Origin of the sequence: Streptomyces sp. NPDC002884 (assembly GCF_040295245.1) — a bacterium.
Classification (GTDB): domain Bacteria; phylum Actinomycetota; class Actinomycetes; order Streptomycetales; family Streptomycetaceae; genus Streptomyces.
The window spans coordinates 60,594-83,962 of the sequence record NZ_JBEOVB010000018.1 but is presented as its reverse complement, the minus strand read 5'-3'; the positions used below and the strand labels follow the sequence as shown (position 1 = coordinate 83,962).

The 23,369-nt window shown below is 71.9% G+C and carries 22 protein-coding genes and 1 pseudogene; 13 read left to right on the top strand and 10 right to left on the bottom strand.

Translation table 11 applies throughout. From position 1 onward, the window contains the following. Positions 1 to 231: 231 nt before the first annotated feature. Genes ABT070_RS29725 through ABT070_RS29710 form a run of 4 tightly spaced genes read left to right on the top strand, consistent with a single transcriptional unit; the run spans position 232 to position 4,575 of the window. Positions 232 to 642: a hypothetical protein gene (locus ABT070_RS29725; protein WP_057605152.1), complete on the top strand. Its 411-nt coding sequence runs from the start codon at positions 232 to 234 to the stop codon at positions 640 to 642. 51 nt (positions 643 to 693) lie between these two features. Beyond that, complete coding sequence (locus ABT070_RS29720) at positions 694 to 3,033, top strand: ABC transporter ATP-binding protein/permease (protein WP_351764959.1); 2,340 nt, start codon at positions 694 to 696, stop codon at positions 3,031 to 3,033. A 10-nt stretch (positions 3,034 to 3,043) separates the two neighbouring features. Beyond that, entirely contained in the window at positions 3,044 to 3,592 is a 549-nt protein-coding gene (locus tag ABT070_RS29715) for a hypothetical protein (RefSeq protein WP_351764958.1), read from the top strand. Further along, complete coding sequence (locus ABT070_RS29710; RefSeq protein WP_351764957.1) at positions 3,592 to 4,575, top strand: serine/threonine-protein kinase; 984 nt, start codon at positions 3,592 to 3,594, stop codon at positions 4,573 to 4,575. The genes ABT070_RS29715 and ABT070_RS29710 overlap by 1 nt, the downstream gene beginning before the upstream one ends. Positions 4,576 to 4,668: 93 nt before the next feature. On the opposite strand, the gene ABT070_RS29705 is transcribed toward ABT070_RS29710, so the two are convergent. Continuing rightward, positions 4,669 to 5,949: a streptophobe family protein gene (locus ABT070_RS29705; protein WP_351764956.1), complete on the bottom strand. Its 1,281-nt coding sequence runs from the start codon at positions 5,947 to 5,949 to the stop codon at positions 4,669 to 4,671. Positions 5,950 to 6,154: 205 nt separating this feature from the next. Between ABT070_RS29705 and ABT070_RS29700 the strand changes: the two are divergent. Together ABT070_RS29700 and ABT070_RS29695 are read left to right on the top strand one after the other, a co-directional pair. Then, a pseudogene (locus ABT070_RS29700) lies at positions 6,155 to 7,426 on the top strand (DUF6777 domain-containing protein); the annotation flags it as partial. A 353-nt stretch (positions 7,427 to 7,779) separates the two neighbouring features. Next, positions 7,780 to 8,232: an ATP-binding protein gene (locus ABT070_RS29695; RefSeq protein ID WP_351764955.1), complete on the top strand. Its 453-nt coding sequence runs from the start codon at positions 7,780 to 7,782 to the stop codon at positions 8,230 to 8,232. A 103-nt stretch (positions 8,233 to 8,335) separates the two neighbouring features. Here the strand turns inward: ABT070_RS29695 and ABT070_RS29690 are convergent, their stop codons facing one another. Continuing rightward, entirely contained in the window at positions 8,336 to 9,226 is an 891-nt protein-coding gene (locus ABT070_RS29690) for an RNA polymerase sigma factor SigF (protein WP_351764954.1), read from the bottom strand. Positions 9,227 to 9,442: 216 nt separating this feature from the next. Between ABT070_RS29690 and ABT070_RS29685 the strand changes: the two genes are divergently transcribed. Continuing rightward, on the top strand, positions 9,443 to 9,880 hold the full coding sequence (locus ABT070_RS29685) for a helix-turn-helix domain-containing protein (RefSeq protein ID WP_351764953.1): 438 nt from the start codon (positions 9,443 to 9,445) through the stop codon (positions 9,878 to 9,880). Positions 9,881 to 9,901: 21 nt separating this feature from the next. Here the strand turns inward: ABT070_RS29685 and ABT070_RS29680 are convergent, their stop codons facing one another. Continuing rightward, positions 9,902 to 10,504, bottom strand: a complete 603-nt coding sequence (locus ABT070_RS29680; RefSeq protein WP_351764952.1) for a ClpP family protease — start codon at positions 10,502 to 10,504, stop codon at positions 9,902 to 9,904. A gap of 1 nt (position 10,505) precedes the next feature. Then, positions 10,506 to 11,144: an ATP-dependent Clp protease proteolytic subunit gene (locus ABT070_RS29675; RefSeq protein WP_351764951.1), complete on the bottom strand. Its 639-nt coding sequence runs from the start codon at positions 11,142 to 11,144 to the stop codon at positions 10,506 to 10,508. A 371-nt stretch (positions 11,145 to 11,515) separates the two neighbouring features. Between ABT070_RS29675 and ABT070_RS29670 the strand changes: the two genes are divergently transcribed. Continuing rightward, entirely contained in the window at positions 11,516 to 11,998 is a 483-nt protein-coding gene (locus tag ABT070_RS29670) for a VOC family protein (protein ID WP_351764950.1), read from the top strand. Positions 11,999 to 12,019: 21 nt separating this feature from the next. Here the strand turns inward: ABT070_RS29670 and ABT070_RS29665 are convergent, their stop codons facing one another. Genes ABT070_RS29665 through ABT070_RS29650 form a run of 4 tightly spaced genes read right to left on the bottom strand, consistent with a single transcriptional unit; the run spans position 12,020 to position 16,394 of the window. Beyond that, positions 12,020 to 12,895: an aminoglycoside phosphotransferase family protein gene (locus tag ABT070_RS29665; RefSeq protein ID WP_351764949.1), complete on the bottom strand. Its 876-nt coding sequence runs from the start codon at positions 12,893 to 12,895 to the stop codon at positions 12,020 to 12,022. A 58-nt stretch (positions 12,896 to 12,953) separates the two neighbouring features. Then, complete coding sequence (locus ABT070_RS29660; RefSeq protein WP_351764948.1) at positions 12,954 to 13,832, bottom strand: geranyl diphosphate 2-C-methyltransferase; 879 nt, start codon at positions 13,830 to 13,832, stop codon at positions 12,954 to 12,956. A gap of 50 nt (positions 13,833 to 13,882) precedes the next feature. Beyond that, positions 13,883 to 14,935 (bottom strand): family 2 encapsulin nanocompartment cargo protein terpene cyclase, encoded by a 1,053-nt coding sequence (locus tag ABT070_RS29655; RefSeq protein ID WP_351764947.1) that lies wholly within the window; start codon positions 14,933 to 14,935, stop codon positions 13,883 to 13,885. Between the two features lie 16 nt (positions 14,936 to 14,951). Further along, positions 14,952 to 16,394: a family 2B encapsulin nanocompartment shell protein gene (locus ABT070_RS29650; protein ID WP_351764946.1), complete on the bottom strand. Its 1,443-nt coding sequence runs from the start codon at positions 16,392 to 16,394 to the stop codon at positions 14,952 to 14,954. 314 nt (positions 16,395 to 16,708) lie between these two features. Between ABT070_RS29650 and ABT070_RS29645 the strand changes: the two genes are divergently transcribed. Then, positions 16,709 to 17,509, top strand: coding sequence for a VOC family protein (locus ABT070_RS29645; RefSeq protein WP_351764945.1), 801 nt, complete (start codon positions 16,709 to 16,711; stop codon positions 17,507 to 17,509). A gap of 31 nt (positions 17,510 to 17,540) precedes the next feature. Then, positions 17,541 to 18,257, top strand: coding sequence for a ribonuclease H family protein (locus ABT070_RS29640; RefSeq protein WP_351764944.1), 717 nt, complete (start codon positions 17,541 to 17,543; stop codon positions 18,255 to 18,257). Positions 18,258 to 18,265: 8 nt separating this feature from the next. On the opposite strand, the gene melC2 is transcribed toward ABT070_RS29640, so the two are convergent. Continuing rightward, on the bottom strand, positions 18,266 to 19,090 hold the full coding sequence (gene melC2, locus ABT070_RS29635; RefSeq protein WP_351764943.1) for a tyrosinase MelC2: 825 nt from the start codon (positions 19,088 to 19,090) through the stop codon (positions 18,266 to 18,268). A gap of 41 nt (positions 19,091 to 19,131) precedes the next feature. Beyond that, on the bottom strand, positions 19,132 to 19,509 hold the full coding sequence (gene melC1 / locus ABT070_RS29630; RefSeq protein ID WP_351764942.1) for an apotyrosinase chaperone MelC1: 378 nt from the start codon (positions 19,507 to 19,509) through the stop codon (positions 19,132 to 19,134). A 350-nt stretch (positions 19,510 to 19,859) separates the two neighbouring features. Between melC1 and ABT070_RS29625 the strand changes: the two genes are divergently transcribed. From ABT070_RS29625 to ABT070_RS29615, 3 genes are all read left to right on the top strand, one after another. Continuing rightward, positions 19,860 to 21,077: an FAD-dependent monooxygenase gene (locus ABT070_RS29625; RefSeq protein WP_451099814.1), complete on the top strand. Its 1,218-nt coding sequence runs from the start codon at positions 19,860 to 19,862 to the stop codon at positions 21,075 to 21,077. 110 nt (positions 21,078 to 21,187) lie between these two features. Further along, entirely contained in the window at positions 21,188 to 22,681 is a 1,494-nt protein-coding gene (locus ABT070_RS29620; RefSeq protein ID WP_351764940.1) for an MFS transporter, read from the top strand. After that, complete coding sequence (locus ABT070_RS29615) at positions 22,678 to 23,313, top strand: TetR/AcrR family transcriptional regulator (protein ID WP_351764939.1); 636 nt, start codon at positions 22,678 to 22,680, stop codon at positions 23,311 to 23,313. Before ABT070_RS29620 ends, ABT070_RS29615 begins: the two co-directional genes overlap by 4 nt. Positions 23,314 to 23,369 lie beyond the last annotated feature (56 nt).

Genomic DNA, 23,369 nt, shown 5'->3' with positions numbered 1-23,369 from the left:
CTTGCCCGCGCCCGCCGTCCGGGTCGATTACCTGTCGGGTAATGACGGCGGGATCCTGTGCTCGCCGCATTTCGGCCATGAACGACACGGAATATGCCAAGAGACTGGCCAAAAAGTCATGGTGACAGTGTTTCAAGAGTGAACATACTCGAAGGTCAGGGGCAGTTCACCCCACAGGAGCCGCACGGAAAGCGAGGCACGACCGGCCGGCGAGCACCGGGGGAGAGAGACGTGCACGACGAATTCCTGTGCCATGTCACCGCGTACGGCGTCTGCGACGGCCGGCGCATCGGCGTACCGCTCGGCACCTACCGTGCGCCGACGCTGGCGCTCGCCCTGTGGTGGCTGCGCGACCGGGCCTCCTGGATGGCCGAACGGCTGGATCCGCGGCCCGAGAGCGAGCACATCCCGCCGGGCGCCCTGGTCCCGGTCGCCGACAACGTGCCGGACGTGCCCGAACTCCTGCGGGCCTGGTGCGCCGACATGGGACGCCAGGAGCTGGTGGCCGACGAGTTGGCGGGCGGGCGGCTGGTGCGGATCGCGATCAGCGACGAGACCACCGAGTACGAGCTGCTGGCCGAATCCGTCGACGCGCTGCGGATGCAGCGGACCGTCCCGGCGCTCGTCCTCCCCGTCGGCTGAGACCCCGCCGCCCGTTGGGCACGCAGAGGTGCTAATCGATAGAATTCGGACATGGTGGAGCGACCGGTCTCCTCGACCGCGCCCGAACTCGTGCTGGAGACCGAGACGGGTTCCAGCGTGCTGATCCCGGGCCACGACTACCGCATCGGACGGGACCCGCTCAGCGACATCGTCATCGACGACACCCGCGTCTCCTGGCACCACGCGGTACTGCGCCCCCACGGCGACCACTGGACCCTCGCAGACAACCACAGCACCAACGGGACCTACACCGACGGCCGGCGCATCGACGAGTGGGGCGTCGGCCCCGGCAGCGTGATCCGCATCGGCAGCCCGGACGACGGCCCCTGCCTCGTCCTGTCGGGCCGCCCCCCACCCCCGGCGGAACGCCCCTCGGCGGTCTCCATGCCCGGCGTGACCGGTACCTTCCGGGAGCCCACCTCCGTCCGGCCGCTGCCGTCGCGCACCGTGCGCATCGGCCGCGCCGGCGACAACGACCTCGTCGTCGACGACCTGGTCGTCTCGCGCCGGCACGCGGAACTGCGCGCGCTGCCCGAGGGCGGCCACGAGATCGTCGACCTCGGCAGCCACAACGGGACCTACCTCAACGGGCTGCCCGTCACCCGTGCCCCGCTCGACCCCGGCGACATCGTCGGCATCGGCCACTCGGACTTCTGCCTCGTCGGCGACCAGCTCCAGGAGTACGTCGACACCGGCGAGGTCTCCCTCGACGTACAGGACCTGACGGTCGCCGTCGACCGGGGCCGCAAGGTCCTGCTCGACCACGTGTCCTTCCCGGTGGGCGAGAAGTGCCTCCTCGCGGTCGTCGGCCCCAGCGGCGCCGGCAAGTCCACGCTGCTCGGCGCCCTCACCGGTCAGCGCCCCGCCGACCACGGCACGGTCGTGTACGACGGCCGCGACCTCTACCGCGACTACGCCGAGCTGCGCCAGCGCATCGGACTCGTCCCGCAGGACGACATCCTGCACGCCCAGCTGACCGTGCGCAGCGCCCTCGTCTACGCCGCCGAGCTGCGCTTTCCGCAGGACACCGCCAAGGCCGAGCGCCGCGAGCGGGTCGAGGAGGTCATCCGCGAACTGGGACTCGAGCAGCGCGTGGGCCAGCCCGTGCACAGCCTCTCCGGCGGCCAGCGCAAACGCGTCAGCGTGGCCCTGGAGCTGCTCACCAAACCCTCGCTGCTGTTCCTGGACGAGCCGACCTCGGGCCTCGACCCGGGCATGGACCGCTCGGTGATGCACATGCTGCGCGGCCTCGCCGACGACGGCCGTACCGTCATCGTCGTCACGCACAGCGTCCTCAGCCTCGACGTCTGCGACCGGCTGCTCGTGCTCGCGCCGGGCGGCAGGGTCGCCTACTACGGACCGCCCGAGGACGCCCTCGCCTTCTTCGGCTTCGAGCAGTGGCCGGAGGCCTTCGAGGCCTTCGAGCGCGACCAGGACCGGGACTGGGCGGGGGAGTACCGCGACTCGCCGTTCCGGCGGCAGTACGTCGTCAACGACAGCGAGCAGCCCAGGCTGCCCCGCTCCGGCCCGGTCATCGTGCTGCCGCCGCCCCACCCCCGCAGCAGGAGCGCCCAGCTCGGCACCCTGGTCCGCCGCTACGCGACCGCGCTCGCCGCCGACCGCACCTTCCTCGCGATCATGATCGCCCTGCCCTTCGTCATGGGTGCCATGGCCCGCGCCCTGTCCGGCGGCGAGCTCGACCGGGAGCACGCGATGAACGTGCTGCTCATCCTGTGCGTCGGCGGCGTCCTGACCGGCGCGGCCAACGCGGTGCGCGAACTCGTCAAGGAACGCGTGATCTACCAGCGGGAACGCGCCGTCGGCCTGTCCAGATCGGCGTACCTGATGTCCAAGGTCGTCGTCCTCGGCGCGGTGACGGTCGTCCAGGCGGTGGTGCTGACCCTCGTCGCCCTGCTCGGCGTCGACCTCAACGCTCCCGGCGGCGAGGGCGTGTTGATGCCACCCCTGATCGAGATCACCGTCGCCGTGGCCCTGCTGGCCTTCACGGCGATGATGCTCGGCCTGCTGATCTCCGCGCTCGTCCACAAGGAGGAGGTGACGATGCCGCTGCTGGTGCTGCTAGCCATCGTCCAAGTGGTCTTCTGCGGGGCGCTGCTGACGCTGGACGGCGTGCCCGGTCTGGAGCAGCTGTCGTGGCTGGTGCCCGCCCGGTGGGCGCTCGGCGCGATGGCCGGCACCATCGGACTGGCCAGGATCGTGCCCGGGGAGATCACCGCCGATCCGCTGTTCGAGCACTCGGCGGCGGTGTGGCTGCTCGACGTGGGCATGCTCGTCGTGCTCTCGGTGGTCTGCGGATTCCTCGTCTCCCGGCTGCTGCGCCGGCACGAGCCCGCCGTGATGCGGAAGTAGGGGCGGGCTCATGACGACTCCCGGATTCCGGCCCACACACGTGGTCCCCCAGCACGGCATGCCCGCCTGGGAGGCCCCCGACCCGGCCCGCCCCACCGTGCCCCTCGATCCGCTGCTGCCCGTGCGGCTCATGGAGCGGCGCGGCGACTGGGGGCGCGTGCTGTGCTCCAACGGCTGGTCGGCCTGGGTCGACGGCCGCTATCTGGTCGCCGTCCCCCAGGACCCGCCCCCCGCCGATGCCCCCCTCGCGACCGCCGCCGACCCGCGCCCGCTCCTCGGCCGCGCCGAACAGGCCCTCGCCCGGTACCGGGCGGCGGTGGAGGAACTGGCCGACGCGGGCCTCGACGGCGAGGCCTTCCGGCGCCGCACCCACGGACTGCGGATCGGTGTGGTCGTCGACGGCGAGGACGTGTGGCTGTACGACCCTGCGCGGGAGAGCTGGCTGTACGGCGACGGCACCCGCCTCAGCACCTACGCGACCGACCGGGCGCCGGACGCGGCGGCCGAGGACCAGGACCACACCGCCACCCGGATCGTGAACCCCGGCCGGGGTGCCTGATGGCCCACGGAAGCACCCCCTTCGCCGGCCGGCCCTCCGAACTGGTCGGCCGAAGGATCGCCGGCTACCGCATCGAGAGCGAGATCGGACGCGGCGGCATGGCCGTCGTGTACCGAGCCCACGACCTGCGGCTGGACCGGACCGTCGCGCTGAAACTGCTCGCCCCGGAGCTGGCCCGCAACGACGTGTTCCGCAAGCGCTTCACCCACGAGTCGCGGGTGGCGGCCGCCATCGACCACCCGCACATCGTGCCCGTCTTCGAGGCGGACGAGACCGACGGGGTCCTGTACATCGCCATGCGGTACGTCGAGGGGAGCGATCTGCGCCACCTCCTCGACCGCGAGGGTCCGCTGCCCCCGGCGACCGCCGTTCGCATCGCCGCGCAGGTCGCCTCCGCGCTCGACGCCGCCCATGAGCACGGGCTGGTCCACCGGGACGTCAAACCCGGCAACATCCTCGTCGCCCGGGGCACCGACAGCGACCACCCCGAGCACGTCTACCTCACCGACTTCGGCCTGACGAAGAAGTCGCTGTCCCTGACCGGCTTCACCTCGGTCGGCCAGTTCGTCGGCACGCTCGACTACGTGGCCCCCGAGCAGATCTCCGGGCAACCGGTCGACGGCCGCTGCGATGTCTACGGCTTCGCCTGCGTGGTCTACGAGTGCCTCGCGGGCCGCCCGCCCTTCCTCCGCGACGACGACGTGGCCCTGCTCTGGGCGCATCAGAACGCCGATCCGCCCCCGCTGACGGAGGCCCGCCCCGGCCTCCCCGCGTACATGGACGCGGTGTTCGCCCGGGCCCTCGCCAAGAGCCCCGAGGCGCGCCACCCCACCTGCGGCGCCTTCGTCGCCGAGCTGAGGCCGACGCCGGGCGGCGGGCTCAGGCCCGCTCACCCGCCGACCGAACTGGCCGGCACCCCGGTGTCGGCGCCGCAGCCTCCGCGCTGGGCCCGGCCGGTCTTCCACTCCCTCGGTCCCCGGTGACCGGAGGGTCCCGAGCGATCCGAGTGATCCGAGTGGTCCGAGTGGTCCGAGTGGTCCGAGTGGTCCGAGAGATCTAGGGGTCCCGAGGGGTCGTCACCGCTGGTGACGAGGGGGTTCCGCGGCGCCCCGGCGACGCGCCGCCCCCGCCAGCAGGCCGCCGAGGAAACCGGCGACCAGCCCCCACAGCGCGGCGAGACCCAGCGCCGACCACACCTCGGGGCGCAGGTACAGCTCCCCGGACAGATCGCCGCCCAGATCACCGAGGCCGAGCACCGACAGGCCGTAGTGCGCCGAGACCCGGCCGACCAGACAGATCATCAGCACCGTGAGCACCAGCGCCACCGCCAGGTGCACCGCGTGCCGCCAGGCCCGCGTCCCGGCGGGGGAGTGGGCCGCCATCACGAACGCGGCCACCAGCAGCAGCACCGCGTCCACGGCGAGGAGCCACCACACGCGGCTGTCGTGCTCGGCGAGGGTGGAGAGGTTCAGCCGGGCGTCGTCCGGGCCGCGCAGCACCTCGTCCAGCACGTGCGGCATCGGCAGCCCGAACGGACCCTCGACCCGGCCGTTCCAGGAGGCGCCCAGCCCGATCGTGAAGGTGAGCCACACCAGATTGGGCAGGCCGAGCAGGACCACGGCGAAGGTCTCGGCGGCGTGCCCCCGGGTCGCCGCGACGACGAGCGCGACGAGGAGGCCCAGGACGACGCAGCAGAGCAGCAGCAGGACCATCGCGTACGCGGCCGGCCGCACCGACCGTTGCAGGCGCAGCAACCGCGGCGGCAACGGGGCCCCGGGCGAGACCAGCAGCGCCAGCACCAGCACACCCGCCAGCCACACCAGCCCGACGAGGAGGGTGACGGGGACGTCCGTGGTGAAGCCGACCTCGGGGCTCACGTCGAACAGTTCGCCGAGGTCGCTCAGCGTGTCGTCGCCGAGGGAGACCTTGAAGGTCTGCCGTGCGGCCAGGGCGATGCCGAGGAGGCCGAGCAGCCACACCACGGCGATCCGGGCCGCCCACCCGGCCAGCTCCGCGGCGCCCGCCACCGCCCGGTGCCTCAGCGGCCGCAGGAATCCGGCGCCCACCACGAGCGCCCCGACGAGGGTCACGGACAGCGGGATCACCGTCAGACCGGCCTCGGTGTCGGCGAGCCCGCCGGCGTTCCCGGAGAGTTCGACCGTGCCGCCGACGCCCGTCACCACGGTCGCCGCGAGCACCCGCGGGAAGGCGCCCTGCGGCAGGTCCCCGGCACCGGCCGCCCACAGTCCCAGCGCGGCCACCGCCGCCATGGCGAGCAGTCCGGCCAGTGCCACGACGATCGCCCGCACCCAGCCGTGGCGGGAGACTGCCTGGTCGTGCGGGGTGTGCGCGCTCACCCTGCCACGCTAAGCAGCGCCGGGGGAGCGCGCCTGTCGGGAGGGCCGTCCGCGCCCCGCTTGCGAGCCGCGCCCGACCGGCGCACACAATGGTGCGTTGTGGAAGAAAGCGGCGCGTATCTGACAAATCGCTCGCGTTGAGTCCCACCGGGCCTCCTCGGGGCATCTGCCGAAGCGCTGCGGGAAACCCACGTCGGGAGTGCTCGTGAGCGTTGAACCGCCCTCTTCCGGCCGCCCCACGGGACCGCCCTCCGGCCCGTTGTCGGGCCCACCCTCCGAGCCCCCTCCGGGCCGGCCTTCCGGTCCGCCCTCCCAGCCCCCCTCCGGCCCGCCCTCCCAGCCGTCGGGCGCCGGCTCCCCGGAGGACGGCGACGGAGAACCGCGCCGGAGCCGGTGGAGGTCCGCGCCCGGGATCGCGCTGATCACCACCGCGGTCGTGGCCGTGACGGCGATCGCCCTGGTGCTCGCCCTGATGAACGGCGGCGGCTCCGGCTCCGGCGGCGGCTCCGGCCAGGTCGGCGAGGTCTTCATGCAGCCGGCCGGCAAGACGGGCCCGGAGCCCTACACCGAGGCTCCCGCCACGGACACCTCCTTCCCGCCTGCCTCCGTCGCCCCTGCCGGCGCCTCGCCGCCCACGGACACTGTCTCCGGTGTCGACGGCGGGGACGACGGGCTGTACGGCGGCACCCGCAACGTCTCCAGCTGTGACGTGGAGCGGCAGATCAAGGCCCTCCGGGCGGATCCCGCCAAGAACAGGGCGTTCGCCTCCGTGGCCGGCGTCGCCCCCTCCGGGGTCCCGGCCCACCTGCGTTCCCTCACCCCCGTACAGCTGCGTCTGGACACCCGCGTCACCAACCACGGATACCGCGACGGCGCCGCCACCACCTACCAGGCCGTCCTCCAGGCCGGTACGGCCGTCCTGGTCGACCGGCACGGCGTGCCGCGGGTGCGCTGCGCCTGCGGCAACCCGTTGACCCCGCCGCTCGCCCAGCGGTCCGGGTTCAAGCGGACCGGCGAGTCGTGGCCCTCGTACAGTCCCGCGACCACCGTCGTGGTCAAGCCGTCCGTGACCGTGGTCGACGAGTTCGTGCTCTACGACCCCGAACACGACCACCACTGGTTCGCCCGCCGGCCGGGCGACAAGCCGCACCAGGACCGGCCGACCCGGCCCCCGGCGAGGCTCACGCCGTCCATCACGGTCAGCACGCCGAGCACACCGGCGAGCGACGGCCCGCGGACGTCCCCGCCGTGTGTCTCGCCGCCCGCCGACCGGCCGCCGGGCTGTCCGCTGCCGCCGTCCTCCGGATCGTCCACGGGGTCCCCGTCCTCGGAACCTCCGTCGTCGCAACCCCCGTCCGGGGAACCGTCCTCCCCCGAACCGCCGTCCTCGCCGTCCTCGAGCTCGGAGTCGAGGGGACTCGCGCCCCCGTCCTCCGAGTCCCGGTCCTCCGGGGCGCGGGATTCCGAGCCGTCGTCCTCCGAGTCCCGGTCCGCCCGGCAGCTGGTGCCCGACCCGCCGGGTTCCGCGTCGCAACCGCCCGGCTCACCGTCCGAACCCACGAGCGAACCCGAGAGCTCCTCGGCCTCGCCCTCGCGGCTTCCGCTGACGGACGACAGCACGAGCCAGTCGCCGCCGACCTCGGCGGTCTCCTCCGGCGTCAGCTCTCCGGCCCCCGGCCCACCCGCCGGCTCACCGGCCGTGTGAGACGCTCCTCGGCCGCCACGCGAACGGGAGGAAAACTGACCTGGACTGCGCGGCGCGGCACGGGGTACGAGCACAGATGCACACCCAGCGGCGTCCGGCCATTCCGGCCTTCGAGAGAGAAACGCATGATCGAGCACCTGGACGGGGCAGTGATACCTACTGGCTTCGACGTACCCGTGGAACCGCTGCGGCGGGCGGCGCACTACACGGGGGAGCCCGGCTGCATAGCCGACGCCCGCGCTTTCGCCGCGCACTTCGTCGACCAGCTCAGGACGGAGTGGTGCGCCACGATCGGCGACCGGGCGAGCGGAGAGGTGCTGCTGGTGGTCAGCGAACTGATCACCAACGCCGACCGGCACAGCAACGGGCCGTACATCCTCGAGCTGGAGGGTTCGGAGGCCTCGGTCACGGTCTGCGTCTACGACAGCAGTGACGCCCTGCCCCTGCGGTTCCCGAAGGACCCCGAGCGCATCGGCCGGCACGGTCTGGAGATCGTGCACGCGGTGGCGGCGGAGGTCACCGCGGAGCGCGTGCCGGTGGGCAAGCGGGTCCGAGCCGTGCTCACCTTCGAACCCTAGGCCACCTTCGAGCCCTGGGCCGGACCAGCCGGGCCCCGGGCCCGCAGGGCGCGTGCCCCGCGGGCCCGGCGATCTACCGCCTGCCGAGCGGTCGGCCGGGCGGTCAGGCGCAGCCCAGCTCGCCCAGCATCCCGTGACGCAGTCGCGTGATGATCCGCTTGATCAGACGGGACACATGCATCTGCGAGCAGCCGAGCCGCTCGCCGATCTCCGCCTGGGTGGCCTCCTCCACGAACCGCATGTGGAGGATCTGCCGGTCGCGCTCGCTGAGCTCGGCCATCAGCGGGGCGAGCGAGTGGAAGTCCTCGACGAGCCGCAGCCCTTCCTCCTCCACGCCGATGAAGTCCGCGAGGACCGCCTCGCCGTGCTCGGGGCCGTCTCCGGTGAGCGCCGCGTCGAGGGAGGAGGAGTTGTAGCCGTTGGCGGCGATCTGGGCCTCGACCACCTGGTGCTCCGCCAGGTTCATCAGCGTGGCCAGCTCGGGCACGGTCGGGTCCCGGTCCAGGCGGCTGGAGAGCTCGTCGCGCGCCTTGGCCAGCTCGACGCGCAGCTCCTGGAGCCGCCGCGGCACGTGCACCGCCCACGTCGTGTCCCGGAAGAAGCGCTTGATCTCACCGACGATGTACGGCAGCGCGAACGAGGTGAACTCCACCTCGCGCGAGACCTCGAACCGGTCGATGGCCTTGATCAGGCCGATCATCCCGGTCTGGACGATGTCCTCCATGTCGTCCCCGCGGCCACGGAACCGGCCGGCCGCGAACCGCACCAGGGACATGTTCATCTCGATGAGCGTGTTGCGCGCGTACTGGTACTCGTGGCTTCCCTCTTCGAGGACGGCCAGCCGCTGGAAGAACTGACGGGACAGCTCCCGCGCGTCCCGCGGAGCCACGCTCCGGGGTGCCTCGATACCCGGGAGCGGCGCGCCGGCCGTGCCGACGGTCCCGGCGGTGTCCTCGACGGCCTTGGCGTCTGTCCGGATCACAGCGGTCTCCATTGCCTCTCCCAGAAAGGTCACGGTGCGACGTCCGGTGTACTCGGTCCGTGAGCGGGCACCTGCGGGCAAACCCACTCCGGGTGCGACTACCCCGTCCGGGAGGACCCATGCGTGCGGACTTCCCGGCGCCGCGGCCACCGGGGTTCTCCGTCCGATTCCACCGAGGGCGCAACGCCCGGCCCTTCCGCTGGCGGCCCGCTTTCCTAGGCTGGGGAGGTGAGCAACCAAGCGCCGAACCGAGCCCGCGTGATCCCGCTGCGCCCGCCTGCCGAGCGCCCGGGCACCGCCGCCACCGTCTCTCCCACCGCTCCGGCTCCCGCACCCGGGATCGGCCCGCGGGCCGCGCCGCGCGAGCCCCTGTGGCGCGACCTGGTCGGGGACGTCCTGCGCCGTGAGCGCCAGGCCCAGGAACGCACGCTCAAGGACGTCGCCGACTCGGCCCGTATCTCCATGCCCTATCTCTCGGAGGTGGAGCGCGGCCGCAAGGAGGCCTCCTCGGAGGTTCTCGCGGCCGCCGCCCAGGCCCTCGGCCTGAGCCTGGGCGACCTGCTCGCCCGGGCGCAGGGGGAGCTGATCCGGCTCAGCAGCCGGCACTCCGCCCGGAGCCGTACGGCCACGAGGGCGTCGTACGACGGACTCTGCCTGGCCGCCTGACGGGCCGCGCGGGCCGGCGTCTCACACCAGCGCGGGACGCCGGCTCAGCACCTCGTCGGCCAGGCCGTACGCCACCGCCTCCTGCGCGGTGAACACCTTGTCGCGGTCCATGTCCGCGCGCAGGCTCGCGATGTCGTGATGGGTGTGGCGGGCCAGCACCTCCTCCACCTGGGAGCGGACGCGGACCATCTCCTTGGCCTGGAGCGCGAGGTCGGAGACCGTGCCCTGGCGGCCGCCGCTGGCCGGTTGCCCGAGCAGTACGCGCGCGTGCTCCAGGACGAGCCGCCGGCCGGGGTCCCCGCCCGCCAGCAGCACGGCCGCCGTGGACGCCGCCTGCCCGACGCAGAGCGTCGAGATCGGCGCCTGGACGAACGTCATCGTGTCGTAGATCGCCATCAGCGAGGTGAACGAGCCGCCGGGGGAGTTGAGGTAGATCGAGATCTCGCTCTCCGGTGACGCCGACTCCAGATGGAGGAGCTGCGCGATGACGACGTTGGCGACGCCGTCGTCGATCTCGGTGCCGATGAAGATGATCCGCTCGGACAGCAGCCGGCTGAACACGTCGTAGGACCGCTCGCCCTGCGGGGTCCGCTCGACCACGTTCGGAATCGTGTAGGTCCCCATGTCACATCCCCACCCGTCGCTTCTGAGCGGCCGGGCGGACGTCCGCGAGGGACTCCACGACCCGGTCCACGATGCCGTACTCCCGGGCCTCCTCGGCCGTGAACCAGCGGTCGCGGTCGCCGTCGCGCGAGATGGTCTCCGGGGACTGGCCGGTGTGCTCGGCGGTGATCTGCTCGATGGTCCGCTTGGTGTGCTCCAGGTTCTCGGCCTGGATCTCGATGTCCGCCGTGGTCCCGCCGATCCCGGCCGACGGCTGGTGCATCATGACCCGCGCGTTCGGCAGCGCGTACCGCTTGCCGGGCGCGCCGACGCTCAGCAGGAACTGGCCCATGCTGGCCGCGAAGCCCATGGCGAGCGTCGTGACGTCGTTCGGGATCAGCTGCATCGTGTCGTAGATGGCGAGTCCCGCGTGCACCGACCCGCCCGGGCTGTTGATGTAGAGGGCGATGTCGGTGCGCGGGTCCTCCGCCGACAGGATCAGCAACTGCGCGCAGACCCGGTTCGCGGAGACCTCGTCGACCTGGGTGCCGAGCAACACGATCCGCTGGCCGAGCAGTTGGGAGGCGAGCTGGTCGTCGAAGCGGGAGGGCGCGGTGTCGCCCTCCTCGGCACGGGGAGCGAGCGTGGTGAGTGGAGTCATCGGTTCTCCTCGTCGTGGTGACTGCCGTCGACTCCACTCTTGACCCCGGGGGGTGCCCGCACGCGGTTTCTCTGCCCGTGGCAGATTCGCCCTGGGCAGAGCGCCTCCGGCCCTCGCGCGGACGCCCTCCTTCTCCCACAACTGCCGGAAGCACGCCCGCACATCGCCCACCGGCGGAGCGGCTCCTCCGGCGCCGCGGAGCGGCCGCCCCGGTCGGACTCCGTCCAGCGCGCCGGGTCCACGGTGCGCTCGGCCTTCGCCGGCGGGGCGGACCGCATCGGCCGTCCGGATTACCCCACGGCCGAAGCGATGAGTTCCGGGACGACCGGCAGTCGACACTGATGACCGCGTTCCACGCCCAGGAGGTACTCATGACCACCGACGGATTCACCACGTGTCTCTGGTTCGACGGCCAGGCCGAGGAAGCCGCCCACCACTACGTCTCGATCTTCAAGAATTCCAGCATCGGCGACATCGGCCGCTACAACGAGGCAGGCCCGGGGCCGGCCGGCTCCGTGCTGGCGGTGGAGTTCACGGCCAACGGGCAGAAGTTCGTCGGCATCAACGGCGGCCCGCAGTTCACGTTCAGCGAGGCGGTCTCCTTCCAGATCTACTGCGCGGACCAGGAGGAGGTCGACTACTACTGGACCAGGCTCACCGAGAACGGCGGCGAGCCCGGCCCGTGCGGCTGGCTCAAGGACAAGTACGGCCTGTCCTGGCAGGTCATCCCGGACGGACTGATCGAGATGATCAGCGACCCCGACCCCGAGAAGGCCACCCGCACGACCAAGGCCATGTACGCCATGGGCAAGCTCGACGTCGCCGCCCTGAGGAAGGCCTACGAAGGCGAGTAGGCGCCCGAACACGAGGGCGCGCTAACGGGCCTCGGCCAGGATCTCCTTGATCACATGCCGGGAGTTCTCCGCCAGCGGCGGATTGGTCTCCCAGTAGTACGGCAGCTGGATCAGCGAGATCGACAGGGCCCAGCCCCGGCCGCGCGCCCATTCGTCGTCGTCCGCGCCCACCGCCTCCCGGAAGGTTCCGCGCGCCGAGGCGGGCAGCAGGTTCCAGGCGACGATCAGGTCGACGGCCGGGTCACCCACCCCGACGCCGCCGAAGTCGATCACCGCCGTCAGCCGTCCGTCCCGGACCAGTACGTTCCCGGGGGACAGGTCTCCGTGGGCCCAGACGGGCGGCCGTGTCCGGCCCGGCGTCCGCAGCGCCTCCTCCCACAGGGCGGCGACCGCGGCGGTGTCGATCCGTCCCTCCAGCAGGGCGAGGGCGTCGCGCGTGGGGGTGTCCCGTTCGGCGAGCGGGACACCCCGGCCGTTCGGCGGCCCGCCGTCCGTCGCGATCCCGCGCAGGGCGGTGACGAACGCCGCGAGGTCCGCCGCCAGCGCCTGGGGCTCCTCGACGGCACCGGCGACCGGATTGCGGCCGTCCAGCCAGCGGTAGACCGACCAGGGCCAGGCGAACCCCTCACCCGGCCCGCCCAGCTCCAGGGGCACGGGCGTGGGGAGGGACAGCGCCGGCCCCAGCCGGGCCAGCCAGCGCTGCTCGTGCGCCACGCTCTCGACGGCGCCGGGATGCCGGGGCAGCCGCACCACCTTGTCGGCGCCCAGCCGGAACATCGCGTTCTCCGTCCCGGAGGAGTCCAGCCGCCGCACGGGCAGCCCGGCCCACCGCGGGAACTGGGTGGCGACGAGCCGGCTCACCAGCGGGGCATCGAGGTCGGCCTCGTCCGTATGCATCCTCACAGCGCACATGCGCCCATTGCAGAGGACCGACCTCGTTGCTGTCCAACGGAATTCAGACCCGGTCGGCCGCGATCAGCAGGTACTGGAAGCTGCCGTTGCGGTAGGCGTTCAGGAACGTCTCCTCGATGCCGGTGACCAGGTGGTCGGCCTGACTGCGCAGCTCCCAGTAGGGGATGGCCGCCTCGGTGAGGTCCTCCACATGGACCGGCACCAGCCGGTTGCGGGCCATCGCCCTGAAGTACGCCGAGCGCGGGTGGATGTCGCAGATGTAGTGGGCGTTGATGAGCGACACCTCGCGCGAGGCCTGTCCGTAGGCGTCGTTGTAGCAGCCCGTGATGACGACGTAGCGTCCGCCGCGGCGCAGCAGCCGGGCATGCTCGGCGAACAGCAGGTCCAGCTCGACGTACATCGTCGACTCGTTGTTCCACGACGCCGCGTAGGCGCCGGTCTCCAGACCGGTGTCGAGCATGTTGCGGTGGTGGTAGCGCACCTGGTCGTCGATGCCCCGCTTGCGGGCCTGCTCGTTGGCGAAAGCGGCCTGTTTGGCGGAGATGGTGACGCCGTCCGCGTGGCAGCCGTGGCGCAGATGGGCCGTGACACTGCCGCCGCCGCGCCCGCACCCCGCGTCGAAGACGCGGTCGGCGGGAGTGAGCCGGCCGAGCCGTGCGGCCAGCAGCTCCGCCTGGGCGTGCTCCAGCCGGTGCAGCTCGGCGGTGACCCGGTCCCGGCGCCGATCCGCGTCGGGTTCGTCGAGCACGGTCCAGTCCGCCGCGCCGACGCCGTAGTGATGGTGGTAGAGATCGTCGATCCTGCCGAGTTCGAGGTTGACCGGGTTCTCCTCGGCGTTCCAGTAGTCCGCGACGCGGTTCTGGTACGTGGACTGGGTGGGCACCGGGACGGTCTTGGTGCCGGCGTCGTGGGCTGTGGTCAACAGTGGCTCCTCATGGTGCTGTACATGACGGTGGGTCAGGAAGTCGGCGCTCACCAGTAGTCGGGCAGGTGGTAGCGGTGGGTGTTGGTCGCGTGCCACTCGTGGTTGCCGGCCACCCAGTCCGACAGGCCCTGGAGATACCGTTCGAGAAGCGGTGAGGCGGCGGCGAGCGCGGCCGACTCCTCCTCGAACGCCTCCATGATCTGGTTGTGGATCCCGACCGACTTCAGATAGGCGGCCTTCAGCCCGCGCCGGTCGTTGGCGGCGACGACCTGCGGCAGATTGAGATGGGTGGGGTCGGCCGCCAGCTCCTTGGTGAAGGAGTACAGGTCATTGACGATCGTGGTGGCGTTGCAGGCCAGCGCGGTGACCCGCTGGATCTCCGGGCGGGCGTAGAGCTGCTCGGGCAGTTCGTAGCCGTCCACCGCGTCGACGATCGACAGGCACGGCCGGAAGTTGTTGAACTGCCGCATCGCCAGGTACTCCCAGATCCGCGGCACGTACCGCGTCTCCCCCCAGGCCGCCTCGCCGAGGTAGCCCAGGTGCAGCCGCGCGATGTCGTGCACGAACCGGTCGCTCTGGCTGGGTGTGGCGAGAGCCGCGTAGTCCTTGAGCGCCCAGTGGTACGAGCGCAGCGGCCCGTCGGCCTGCACTCCGCGTGCCCACTCCTCCTGGAGGTCGGGCGGGCCGTGGTAGGGGTCGAGCGCCGACTGGGCGATGACCAGCCGGCCGCCCAGTCCGCTGCGCGAGCCGCCCTTGTCCTCGTCCTCCTCGCAGTAGCAGTTGTCGACGATGTTCTCGGCCAGCAGCAGCTTGCCGGCCACCGTGAGGCGCTCCAGGTCGAGCGCGCGCGGATGCTGGAGCACCACGGCGCGGCCGAACTGGAAGCCCGCGAAGTCCCCGTTCCAGGCGGCCGGGAACAGGTCCAGGCCGCGCGCCCACTCCTCCAGCCTGCGGTCGATCTCCGCGGCCTTCTCCGGGTCGGCGGGCTCGACCTCGCGGTACCGCAGGCCGGGGATCGCCCCGCCGCGCCGGGCCCGCATGCTGCGCGCGAGGTTCGGCGGGCCGGGCAGCGCACTCCCGGTGCTCGTGGGTGTGCTCATCGCGAACTCCCCGCCGTCACTCGGCCGTCCGGCCGACCTGGACGTTCTCCAGGACCCCGGCGGCGTCCGGCACGAGGACGGCCATCGAGTAGTAGGCGGTCACCAGGTAGCGGATGATCGAGTTGGGGTCGATCCCCATGAACCGTACGTTCAGGCCGGGTTGGAACTCCTCCGGGATGCCCGTCTGGTACAGCCCGACGACCCCCTGGTCGGCCTCGCCGGTGCGCAGCGCGAGGATGCTGCTGGTGTGCTGCGGGCTGATCGGGATCTTGTTGCAGGGGAAGATCGGCACCCCCCGCCAGGCCGGGATCTCGTGCCCCTCGACGGTGGCCGTGCCGGGCGTCAGACCGCGCCGGTTGCACTGGCGGAAGAAGGCCGCGATCGCCTTGGGGTGGGCGAGGAACAGCTTGGTCTTGCGCCGCATCGACAGCAGTTCGTCCATGTCGTCCGGGGTCGGCGGTCCGGTGAACGTGCTGACGCGCTGGGAGTGGTCGGCGTTGTGCAGCAGCCCGAACTCCCGGTTGTTGACCAGCTCCCACTCCTGCCGCTCGCGGATCTCCTCGACGGTCAGGCGCAGTTGCTGCTCGGTCTGGTTCATCGGGTTGTTGTAGAGGTCGGCGACCCGGGTGTGGACCTTGAGCACGGTCTGGGTCAGCGACAACTCGTACTCGCGGGGGGAGAGTTCGTAGTCGACGAAGCCCCCCGACAGCGTCGGCTCCCCGGTGTGGCCCGCCTGTACCGGCAGTTCGGCCTCGCCCCTGCGGTTCATCGGCAGCCGCTGCCGGGCGGCGTAGGCCTCCAGATGGGTGGCGAGGGACGGCACGCGCCCCACGAACTCGCGCAGGGTGTCCCAGGGCAGCGCCAGCAGTACGCCCGCGGTCTCGGCGCGCACCGAGGTCAGCCACAGCGGGTCGTGCTGCCCGACGGCCTCGTCGCCGAGCTGGTCGCCGCCGGAGACCACCCCGACGATCTCCTCGCCGCCGTACTTGCCGGCGGTGAAGCGGGTGAACCGGCCGTGCACCACGAGATAGGCCTCGGTGACCGGCTGTCCGGCCTCGAAGACCACCTGACCGGCCCGGATCTCACGCGCCTGGAACCGGGAGGAGAGCTCCGCGAGGGTTCCGTTGTCGCTGTAGCCGCGCAGCGCGGGCAGCTCGGTGAGGGTCTCCGGGATGACCCGTACGTCGTTCCCGCCGTTGTGCTCGAACTGCACCCGGCCCCGGCCGACGCGCAGCTGGAGGCGCCGGTTGACACGGTAGGTGCCGCCCTTGACGTCCACCCAGGGCAGCATCCGCAGCAGCCAGCGCGAGCTGATGGCCTGCATCTGCGGTTCGGACTTGTGGGTCGTGGCGAGCTGGCGGGCCGCTCGGGTGCTGAGACTGGTGAGCTGCGCGTCGGCAGCGGGTTCGGGGGCGGGTTCGTCTAGGGCGGGACCGGTGGCGCTGTCCGGTGTGGACACTTTCCCTCCAGGAGGTGCACGGAGACGGACGGACCATCCGGAGTGGTTCCGTCCGGTGATCCGCGTGCACCAGCCAAACACCCTGGGTGACGGGTGGGTACGGCGTGAAGGGGGCGGCTTCGTGGCTCGCAGGGTGCACACCTGCCGGATGGGGCGGAAGGCGCCTTGTGCGCGCAACCGCTTCCCGTGTGTGCTCCCGCACGCCGGAGCGCTCGTGGGTCACTCAGGGTTACCCGTGTGTTCGGCGCGCGAGTGGACGACCCGGTGACTAGCGTGAGGAACCGGAAAAACCGTCTCACCGGAAGGCTGCGGTCATGGTCGTACGACCAGAGGGAATCCCTTGTTGGGCCGACGCGATGTTCAGCGACGTGGAGGGCGCCAAGGCCTTCTACGGCGAGGTCCTCGGCTGGACCTTCGGCGATGCGTCGTCGGAGTACGGCAACTACACACAGGCCTATGCGAACGGCAAGGCGGTCGCCGCCGTCGTCCCGCCGATGCCCGGACAGGAGGGCCAGTCGCAGTGGTGCCTCTACTTCGCCTCCCCGGACGCCGCGGTGACCGCGGGCAAGATCCGGGAGCACGGCGGCGAGGTGCTGATGGAGCCGATGCAGGTCGGTGACTTCGGCACGATGTGCCTGGGCCGCGAGCCCGGCGGTGCCGTGTTCGGCGTGTGGCAGGCGGGCGTCCACGAGGGCTTCGAGGCGCCGCCCGAGCAGCCCGGCGCGTACTGCTGGGCCGAGGTCTTCACCCGCGACCCGGGGAAGACGGACGCGTTCCTGCCGGCCGTGTTCCCGTACACGGCGAAGCAGCTCCAGGACGACGCGGTCGACTTCCGGCTGTTCGAGGTCGACGGCGACACCGTCCTCGGCCGTATGAAGATGACGGACGAGTTCCCGCCCGAGGTGCCGTCGTACGTCAACGTGTACTTCACCGTCGACAACTGCGACGACGCCGTGGCCAGGGCCACCAAGCTCGGCGGCGTCCTGCGCTTCGGCCCGATGGACACCCCGTTCGGACGGTTCGCGGCGATCAGCGATCCGCAGGGCGCGAGCTTCTCGGTGATCGACGTCACCACCACCGCGGGCGACATGCCGCAGACCACGGACGTGTCCTAGCCGCCCGGCGGGGCACCGGCGCGACCGTGGCATGATCGGGCCCATGCGTGAACGAGTGGTGGCCGCGTGCGACGGGGCTTCGAAGGGAAATCCCGGACCGGCGGGCTGGGCATGGGTGGTCGCGGACGACGCGCAGACACCCACTCGCTGGGAGGCGGGGCCGCTCGGCAAGGCGACCAACAACATCGCCGAACTCACCGCGCTGGAACGCCTGCTGGCCTCCACCGACCCCGCCGTGCCGCTCGAGGTCCGGATGGACTCGCAGTACGCGATGAAGGCCGTCACCACCTGGCTGCCGGGCTGGAAGCGCAACGGCTGGAAGACGTCCGCGGGGAAGCCGGTGGCCAACCAGGAGCTGGTCGTCCGCATCGACGAGCTGCTCGACGGCCGCTCGGTCGACTTCCGCTACGTGCCCGCGCACCAGGTCGACGGCGACCCGCTCAACGACTTCGCCGACCGCGCCGCCAGCCAGGCGGCGATCGTCCAGCAGCCGGCCGGCAGCGACCAGGGCTCCCCGGCGCCGCCGGCCTCGCCGGACACCCCGAAGACGAAGTCCGCGAAGACCGGCCGCTCCGCCGGGGGCAAGTCCCCCCGGCGGAGCGGTGGTACGGCGTCCCGCACGATCAAGGCCAAGTTCCCCGGCCGCTGTGTGTGCGGCCGTCCGTACGCCGCCGGCGAGGACATCGCCAAGAACGCGCAGGGCTGGGGGCACCCGCAGTGCCGTACGGCGGACACCGACGCGGGCTGAGCGCCACGTCAGTCGGTGTCGAAGGTGTAGTGGGCGGTGTGATCGAGAAGGTCCGCCGGGGTGGTGTCGTTCCAGGGCTTCATCGTCTCGTGGAGGTCGACCACGTCCGGCGTCCCGGCGTCCGGGAGGTACGCGGACCCGGGATGCCGCCGCTGCCACTGGGCCCACAGCCTGTCTATGTAGGCGTGGTGCAGCCAGAACACCGGGTCGTTGGGGGACACCCCGGTCGCCATCTGCCCGCCGACCCACACATGGACCCGGTTGTGCAGATTGACCCCGCGCCAGCCCTCCAGGTGATTGCGGAAGCCGTCCGAACCGCTGTTCCAGGGGGCCATGTCGTACGTCGCCATCGACAGCACCGAGTCGACCTCGGCCCGGGTCGGCAGTTCACGGACGCCCGTTCCCAACGCGCGCCGCAGGTAGGTGCGGCCGTCCACCCGGACGTTGACGGCCCAGTTGCCCGCCGAGGCGGCGAACGGGCCGTCCATCACCTGGCCGTCCCGGCTGCGCCCGCTGCCGCCGAGGAAGTCCGGCGCCCACAGCGAGGAACGCGGTGATCGGTCGGTCGACCAGTCCCAGTACGGCAGTGCCACCGAGGCGTCCACGGACTGCAGGGCCCGCTCGAACTCCAGCAGGAATCTGCGGTGCCACGGCAGGAAGGAGGGCGAACGGTGGCCGGTGCGCTCGCCGTTGTCGGTGTCACCCACGATGAACGCGTTGTGCGTGGTGACGAAGGCGTCGTAGCGGCCGTTGCGCTTGAGGGCGAGCACGGCGGCGACGAAGCGCCGCTTCTCGTCGGAGGTCAGGGACGCCTGGTTCTTGCGGACGGTCATGTGCGGTGCTCCAAGTGTGCGGTAAGGGGGCGGTCGGCCGGTCAGCCGGTGGGGAACGGCAGGAGTCGCGCGCCCTGGAGCTCGTCGACCGCGGCACGGGCGGCGGCCCGCGGGGTGGGCACCGGGTCGTAGTGGCTGACCACGCTGATCCAGGTTCCGTCGGCGTTGCGCATCACGTGCAGTTCGACCCCGTCGACGTACACGCCGTAGCCGCCGCCGTGGTGATGGCCGCTCCCGCCGGCGGACCGGCCCTGTATCCGGCGGCCCTTGTAGACCTCGTCGAAGGAATCGGGGGAGGCGGGGGAGGGGTGGGAGCCGTGGTCGTGGTCCGCCGCCCGGGCGACGGGGACGGCGACCAGCGGGGCACCGGCGACGACGGCCGCCGCGGTGAGTGCGCGACGACGGCTGAGTTCCGGCATGCGGGACCTCCTGGGGTGCGTTCGGTTGACGACCCCGTATGCCTATCGACCCGGGGGAGAAAGGGAGAAATCGCCCGAGAGGGGTTGGCTGTGATCCGGACAATCAATTACATGTCGTGCAATCTTTAACGAAGATGATCTTGTTGTGGGCGAGGGGCCGGGCCGGGCGGAAGGGGCAATTCCTTTCCGTGAACGCACCGCTTCCGGTGATCTTTCGCGCGCCGGTGCGTCCGCGGTGGTGTGGCCCACGTGGGGAAAGTGGCGCGATCGGGCAGGTGGGGCGTCCGGCCGCGTGCGTCACGCCCTGCTACCCTGCGTCGTCAATCAACCACGTCTGGTAACTCCTGGGAGTGTGCGTGAAGGTCGCCTGTGTCGGCGGCGGGCCCGCCGGCCTGTATCTCTCGATCCTGCTCAAGCGCCAGGATCCGTCCCACGACGTCACCGTCCACGAGCGCAACCCGGAGGGCTCGACCTACGGCTGGGGTGTCACGTACTGGCAGGCACTCCTCGACAGACTCCGCGTCTGCGACCCCGAGTCGGCGCGCGCGATCGAGGCGGAGTCCGTCCGCTGGAACGAGGGCGTCGCCCACGTACGGGACCTGGCCACCCGTCAGCCGGGCGACGAGGGACACGGCATCGGACGGCACAAGCTGCTGGAGATCCTCGCCGCCCGCGCCCGCGCCCTCGGCGTGCGGCTGGAGTACGAGAGCGAAGTCACCGCCGGCAACCTGCCGGACGCCGATCTCGTCGTGGCCGGCGACGGTGTCCACAGCGCCCTGCGCACGCACCACGCCGACGGCTTCGGCGCCGAACTCACCCCGGGGCGCAACGCCTACATCTGGCTCGGCACCACCAAGGTGTTCGACTCCTTCACCTTCGCGTTCGTGGAGACCGAGCACGGCTGGATCTGGTGCTACGGCTACCCCTTCAGCTCCGAGCAGAGCACCTGCGTCATCGAGTGCGCCCCCGAGACGCTGGCCGGACTCGGCCTCGACCGGGCGAGCGAGGGCGACGGACTGGCCCACCTCGAGAAGCTCTTCGCGCACATCCTCGACGGCCGGCCCCTGATCGGCCGCGCCGCCGCCGACGGCAGCACCCAGTGGCTGACCTTCCGCACCCTCACCAACCGCAGCTGGTACCGCGGCAATCTCGTCCTCCTCGGCGACGCCGCCCACACCACCCACTACTCGATCGGCGCCGGCACCACCCTCGCCCTCGAGGACGCCATTGCCCTCGCCGACGCCCTGCGCGAGAGCGCCGACCTCCCCGGCGCCCTTGCCCGCTACGAACAGGAACGCAAGTCAGCCCTGCTGTCGCTGCAGAGCGCCGCCCGCTACAGCGCCCAGTGGTACGAGAACCTCACCCGCTACATCGACCTCCCCCCGGAGCAGATGTTCGCCCTGCTCGGCCAGCGTCACTCGCCCCTGCTGCCGTACGTCCCGCCCCAGCTGTACTACCGGCTCGACCGGGCGGCCGGACAACTGGGCGCCCTGCGCCGGTTCAAGCGCTGGCTGGGTCCGAAGCTGGCGCGCGGCGCCCATGCCAGGGCGCTGACCTCGCGGAAGTAGCCGGGGGGCGGCCACGGCGGCCCAGGTCCGGCATGGGGTGAATGACAATTCACTGCTACGGTGAATTGTCATTCACCCTTTCTCGTCACCTTCAGGCCGCTGGAGTGCCCATGGCGTCGCCCGCTCCGATACCCGCCCCGGCCGGGGGAGCCGCCGGTCTGCGGGCCCGCCTCACCATCTGGGTCCTGGCGTACTGCGGCATCCTCATGGCCGTCATGCAGACCGTCGTCGTCCCGCTGCTGCCCGACCTGCCCCGGCTGACCGGCGCCTCGGCGGGCGCCGTCTCGTGGATGGTGACCGCCTCGCTGCTGTCCGGCGCGGTCCTCACCCCCGTCCTCGGGCGCGCCGGGGACATGTACGGCAAGCGGCGGGTGCTGATCGTCTCGTTCGGCCTGATGGCCGCCGGCTCGGTGATCTGCGCCCTCACCTCCGACATCGGCGTGCTCATCGCGGCCCGGACCCTCCAGGGCGCCGCCTCCTCCGTCGTCCCGCTGTCCATCAGCATCCTGCGCGACGAACTGCCGCCGGAACGCCGGGGATCCGCCGTGGCCCTGATGAGCTCCACCGTCGGCATCGGCGCCGCGCTCGGACTGCCGGCGGCGGCCGTGGTCGTGCAGTACGCCAACTGGCACGTGATGTTCTGGGTGACCGCCGCGCTGGGCGCGACCGGTGTCGCGCTGATCCGGTGGGCGGTGCCGGAATCGCCCGTGCGCGAGCCCGGCCGGTTCGACGTGACGGGGGCGCTCGGACTGGCCGCCGGGCTGATCAGCCTGCTCCTCGCCGTGTCCCAGGGCGGCCAGTGGGGCTGGGGGAGCGCCCGGATCGTGGGTCTGTTCCTCACCGCCGTGCTCGTCCTCGGCCTGTGGTGGTGGCACCAGCTGCGTGCCGAACAGCCCCTGGTGGACCTGCGGTTGGTGTCCCGGCCCCGGGTGGGTCTGTCCCATGTGGCGGCGCTCCTGACCGGCTTCGCCTTCTACGCCAACTCCCTGGTGACCGCCCAGTTGGTGCAGGCGCCCGAGGCGAGCGGATACGGGCTCGGGCTGTCCATCGTCCAGACGGGCCTGTGCCTGCTCCCCGGCGGTATCACCATGCTGCTGTTCTCGCCGCTCTCCGCCCGTATCTCCGAGAGGCGCGGGCCGCGGATCACCCTCGCCCTCGGCGCCGCCGTCATCGCCTCCGGGTACGCCCTGCGCATCGTCGACAGCCGCGACCTGTGGATGATCATGGTGGGGGCGACGGTCGTGGCGACCGGCACCACTCTCGCGTACTCGGCGCTGCCCTCGCTGATCCTGCGCGCCGTCCCGCCCGGACAGACCGCCTCGGCGAACGGCTTCAACGTGCTGATGCGCACGATCGGCCAGGCCACCTCCAGCGCCGCCGTCGCCGCCGTCCTCGTGCACCACACCGGCCTCGTCGGCGGAGCGCCGGTACCGACCCTGCACGGCTATCTGCTGGCGTTCGGCGTCGCGGGCGCGGTGGCCCTGGCCGCGTGCGCGGTGGCGCTCACCATCCCCGGCGACGCCGGACCGGACGGACCGGAGGGCACGCGGCGCGCCCGTGGCCGTACCCGCTCCGTCACCGACGGGGCGTTGGAGGGAGCATGAGCGGCGTGAGCATCCCACCCGGCACCTCGGCCGCGACCGGCCCCCCGGCTCCCGCCCGGCGCGACGCCGAGGCGACCAAGGCGGCGATCCTGCGCGCCGCCCGGCACCTCCTCGCCCGTCAGTCGCACGCCGACATCACACTCAAGGCCGTCGCGGAGCGCGCCGGGGTGAGCGCGCCGCTGGTCCTGAAGTACTTCGGCAACAAGGACGCCCTGTTCGCCCGGGTGATGTCCTTCGAGGAGGACGCCGACGCCCTGCTCGACGCCCCGCCGGCGGACCTGGGCCCGCACATGGTCCGGCACGTGGTGACCAGTCAGCGCGAGCGCGGCGCCGACCCCGTGCTGCGCATCGTGTTCGCGCCCCTGCACGGCGACCACGGCGACATCCTGCGCGCCAACTTCCGTGCCCAGGTCACCGAACGCCTGGCCGCCCGCCTCACCGGCCCCGACCGGGGGATCCGCGCCGAACTCGCCGTCGCCACCGTGCTCGGCCTGGGCGTGATGTTCGGCATCGCCCGCGGGAGCGAGCTCAGGGCGGCGCCGATCGAGCACATCGTCGACCGGTACGGACCTACGGTGCAGGCCCATCTGGACAGTCCCGGGCAGCCCCCGGCCGAACCCGACCGCCCCTAGGGGAACAGCCGTCCGTGCGGGGGCGCGCCGGACACCCGGCGCGGGCCCGGCCTTCA

Excerpts from the sequence above, each read along its gene's own strand:
- ABT070_RS29720 (WP_351764959.1), top strand. The coding sequence starts at position 694 with ATGGTGGAGCGACCGGTCTCCTCGACCGCGCCCGAACTCGTGCTGGAG.
- ABT070_RS29715 (WP_351764958.1), top strand. The coding sequence starts at position 3,044 with ATGACGACTCCCGGATTCCGGCCCACACACGTGGTCCCCCAGCACGGC.
- ABT070_RS29710 (WP_351764957.1), top strand. The coding sequence starts at position 3,592 with ATGGCCCACGGAAGCACCCCCTTCGCCGGCCGGCCCTCCGAACTGGTC.
- ABT070_RS29695 (WP_351764955.1), top strand. The coding sequence starts at position 7,780 with ATGATCGAGCACCTGGACGGGGCAGTGATACCTACTGGCTTCGACGTA.
- ABT070_RS29690 (WP_351764954.1), bottom strand. The coding sequence starts at position 9,226 with ATGGAGACCGCTGTGATCCGGACAGACGCCAAGGCCGTCGAGGACACC.
- ABT070_RS29680 (WP_351764952.1), bottom strand. The coding sequence starts at position 10,504 with ATGGGGACCTACACGATTCCGAACGTGGTCGAGCGGACCCCGCAGGGC.
- ABT070_RS29675 (WP_351764951.1), bottom strand. The coding sequence starts at position 11,144 with ATGACTCCACTCACCACGCTCGCTCCCCGTGCCGAGGAGGGCGACACC.
- ABT070_RS29670 (WP_351764950.1), top strand. The coding sequence starts at position 11,516 with ATGACCACCGACGGATTCACCACGTGTCTCTGGTTCGACGGCCAGGCC.
- ABT070_RS29665 (WP_351764949.1), bottom strand. The coding sequence starts at position 12,895 with ATGCATACGGACGAGGCCGACCTCGATGCCCCGCTGGTGAGCCGGCTC.
- ABT070_RS29655 (WP_351764947.1), bottom strand. The coding sequence starts at position 14,935 with ATGAGCACACCCACGAGCACCGGGAGTGCGCTGCCCGGCCCGCCGAAC.
- ABT070_RS29645 (WP_351764945.1), top strand. The coding sequence starts at position 16,709 with ATGGTCGTACGACCAGAGGGAATCCCTTGTTGGGCCGACGCGATGTTC.
- ABT070_RS29640 (WP_351764944.1), top strand. The coding sequence starts at position 17,541 with ATGATCGGGCCCATGCGTGAACGAGTGGTGGCCGCGTGCGACGGGGCT.
- melC2 (WP_351764943.1), bottom strand. The coding sequence starts at position 19,090 with ATGACCGTCCGCAAGAACCAGGCGTCCCTGACCTCCGACGAGAAGCGG.
- melC1 (WP_351764942.1), bottom strand. The coding sequence starts at position 19,509 with ATGCCGGAACTCAGCCGTCGTCGCGCACTCACCGCGGCGGCCGTCGTC.
- ABT070_RS29620 (WP_351764940.1), top strand. The coding sequence starts at position 21,188 with ATGGCGTCGCCCGCTCCGATACCCGCCCCGGCCGGGGGAGCCGCCGGT.
- ABT070_RS29615 (WP_351764939.1), top strand. The coding sequence starts at position 22,678 with ATGAGCGGCGTGAGCATCCCACCCGGCACCTCGGCCGCGACCGGCCCC.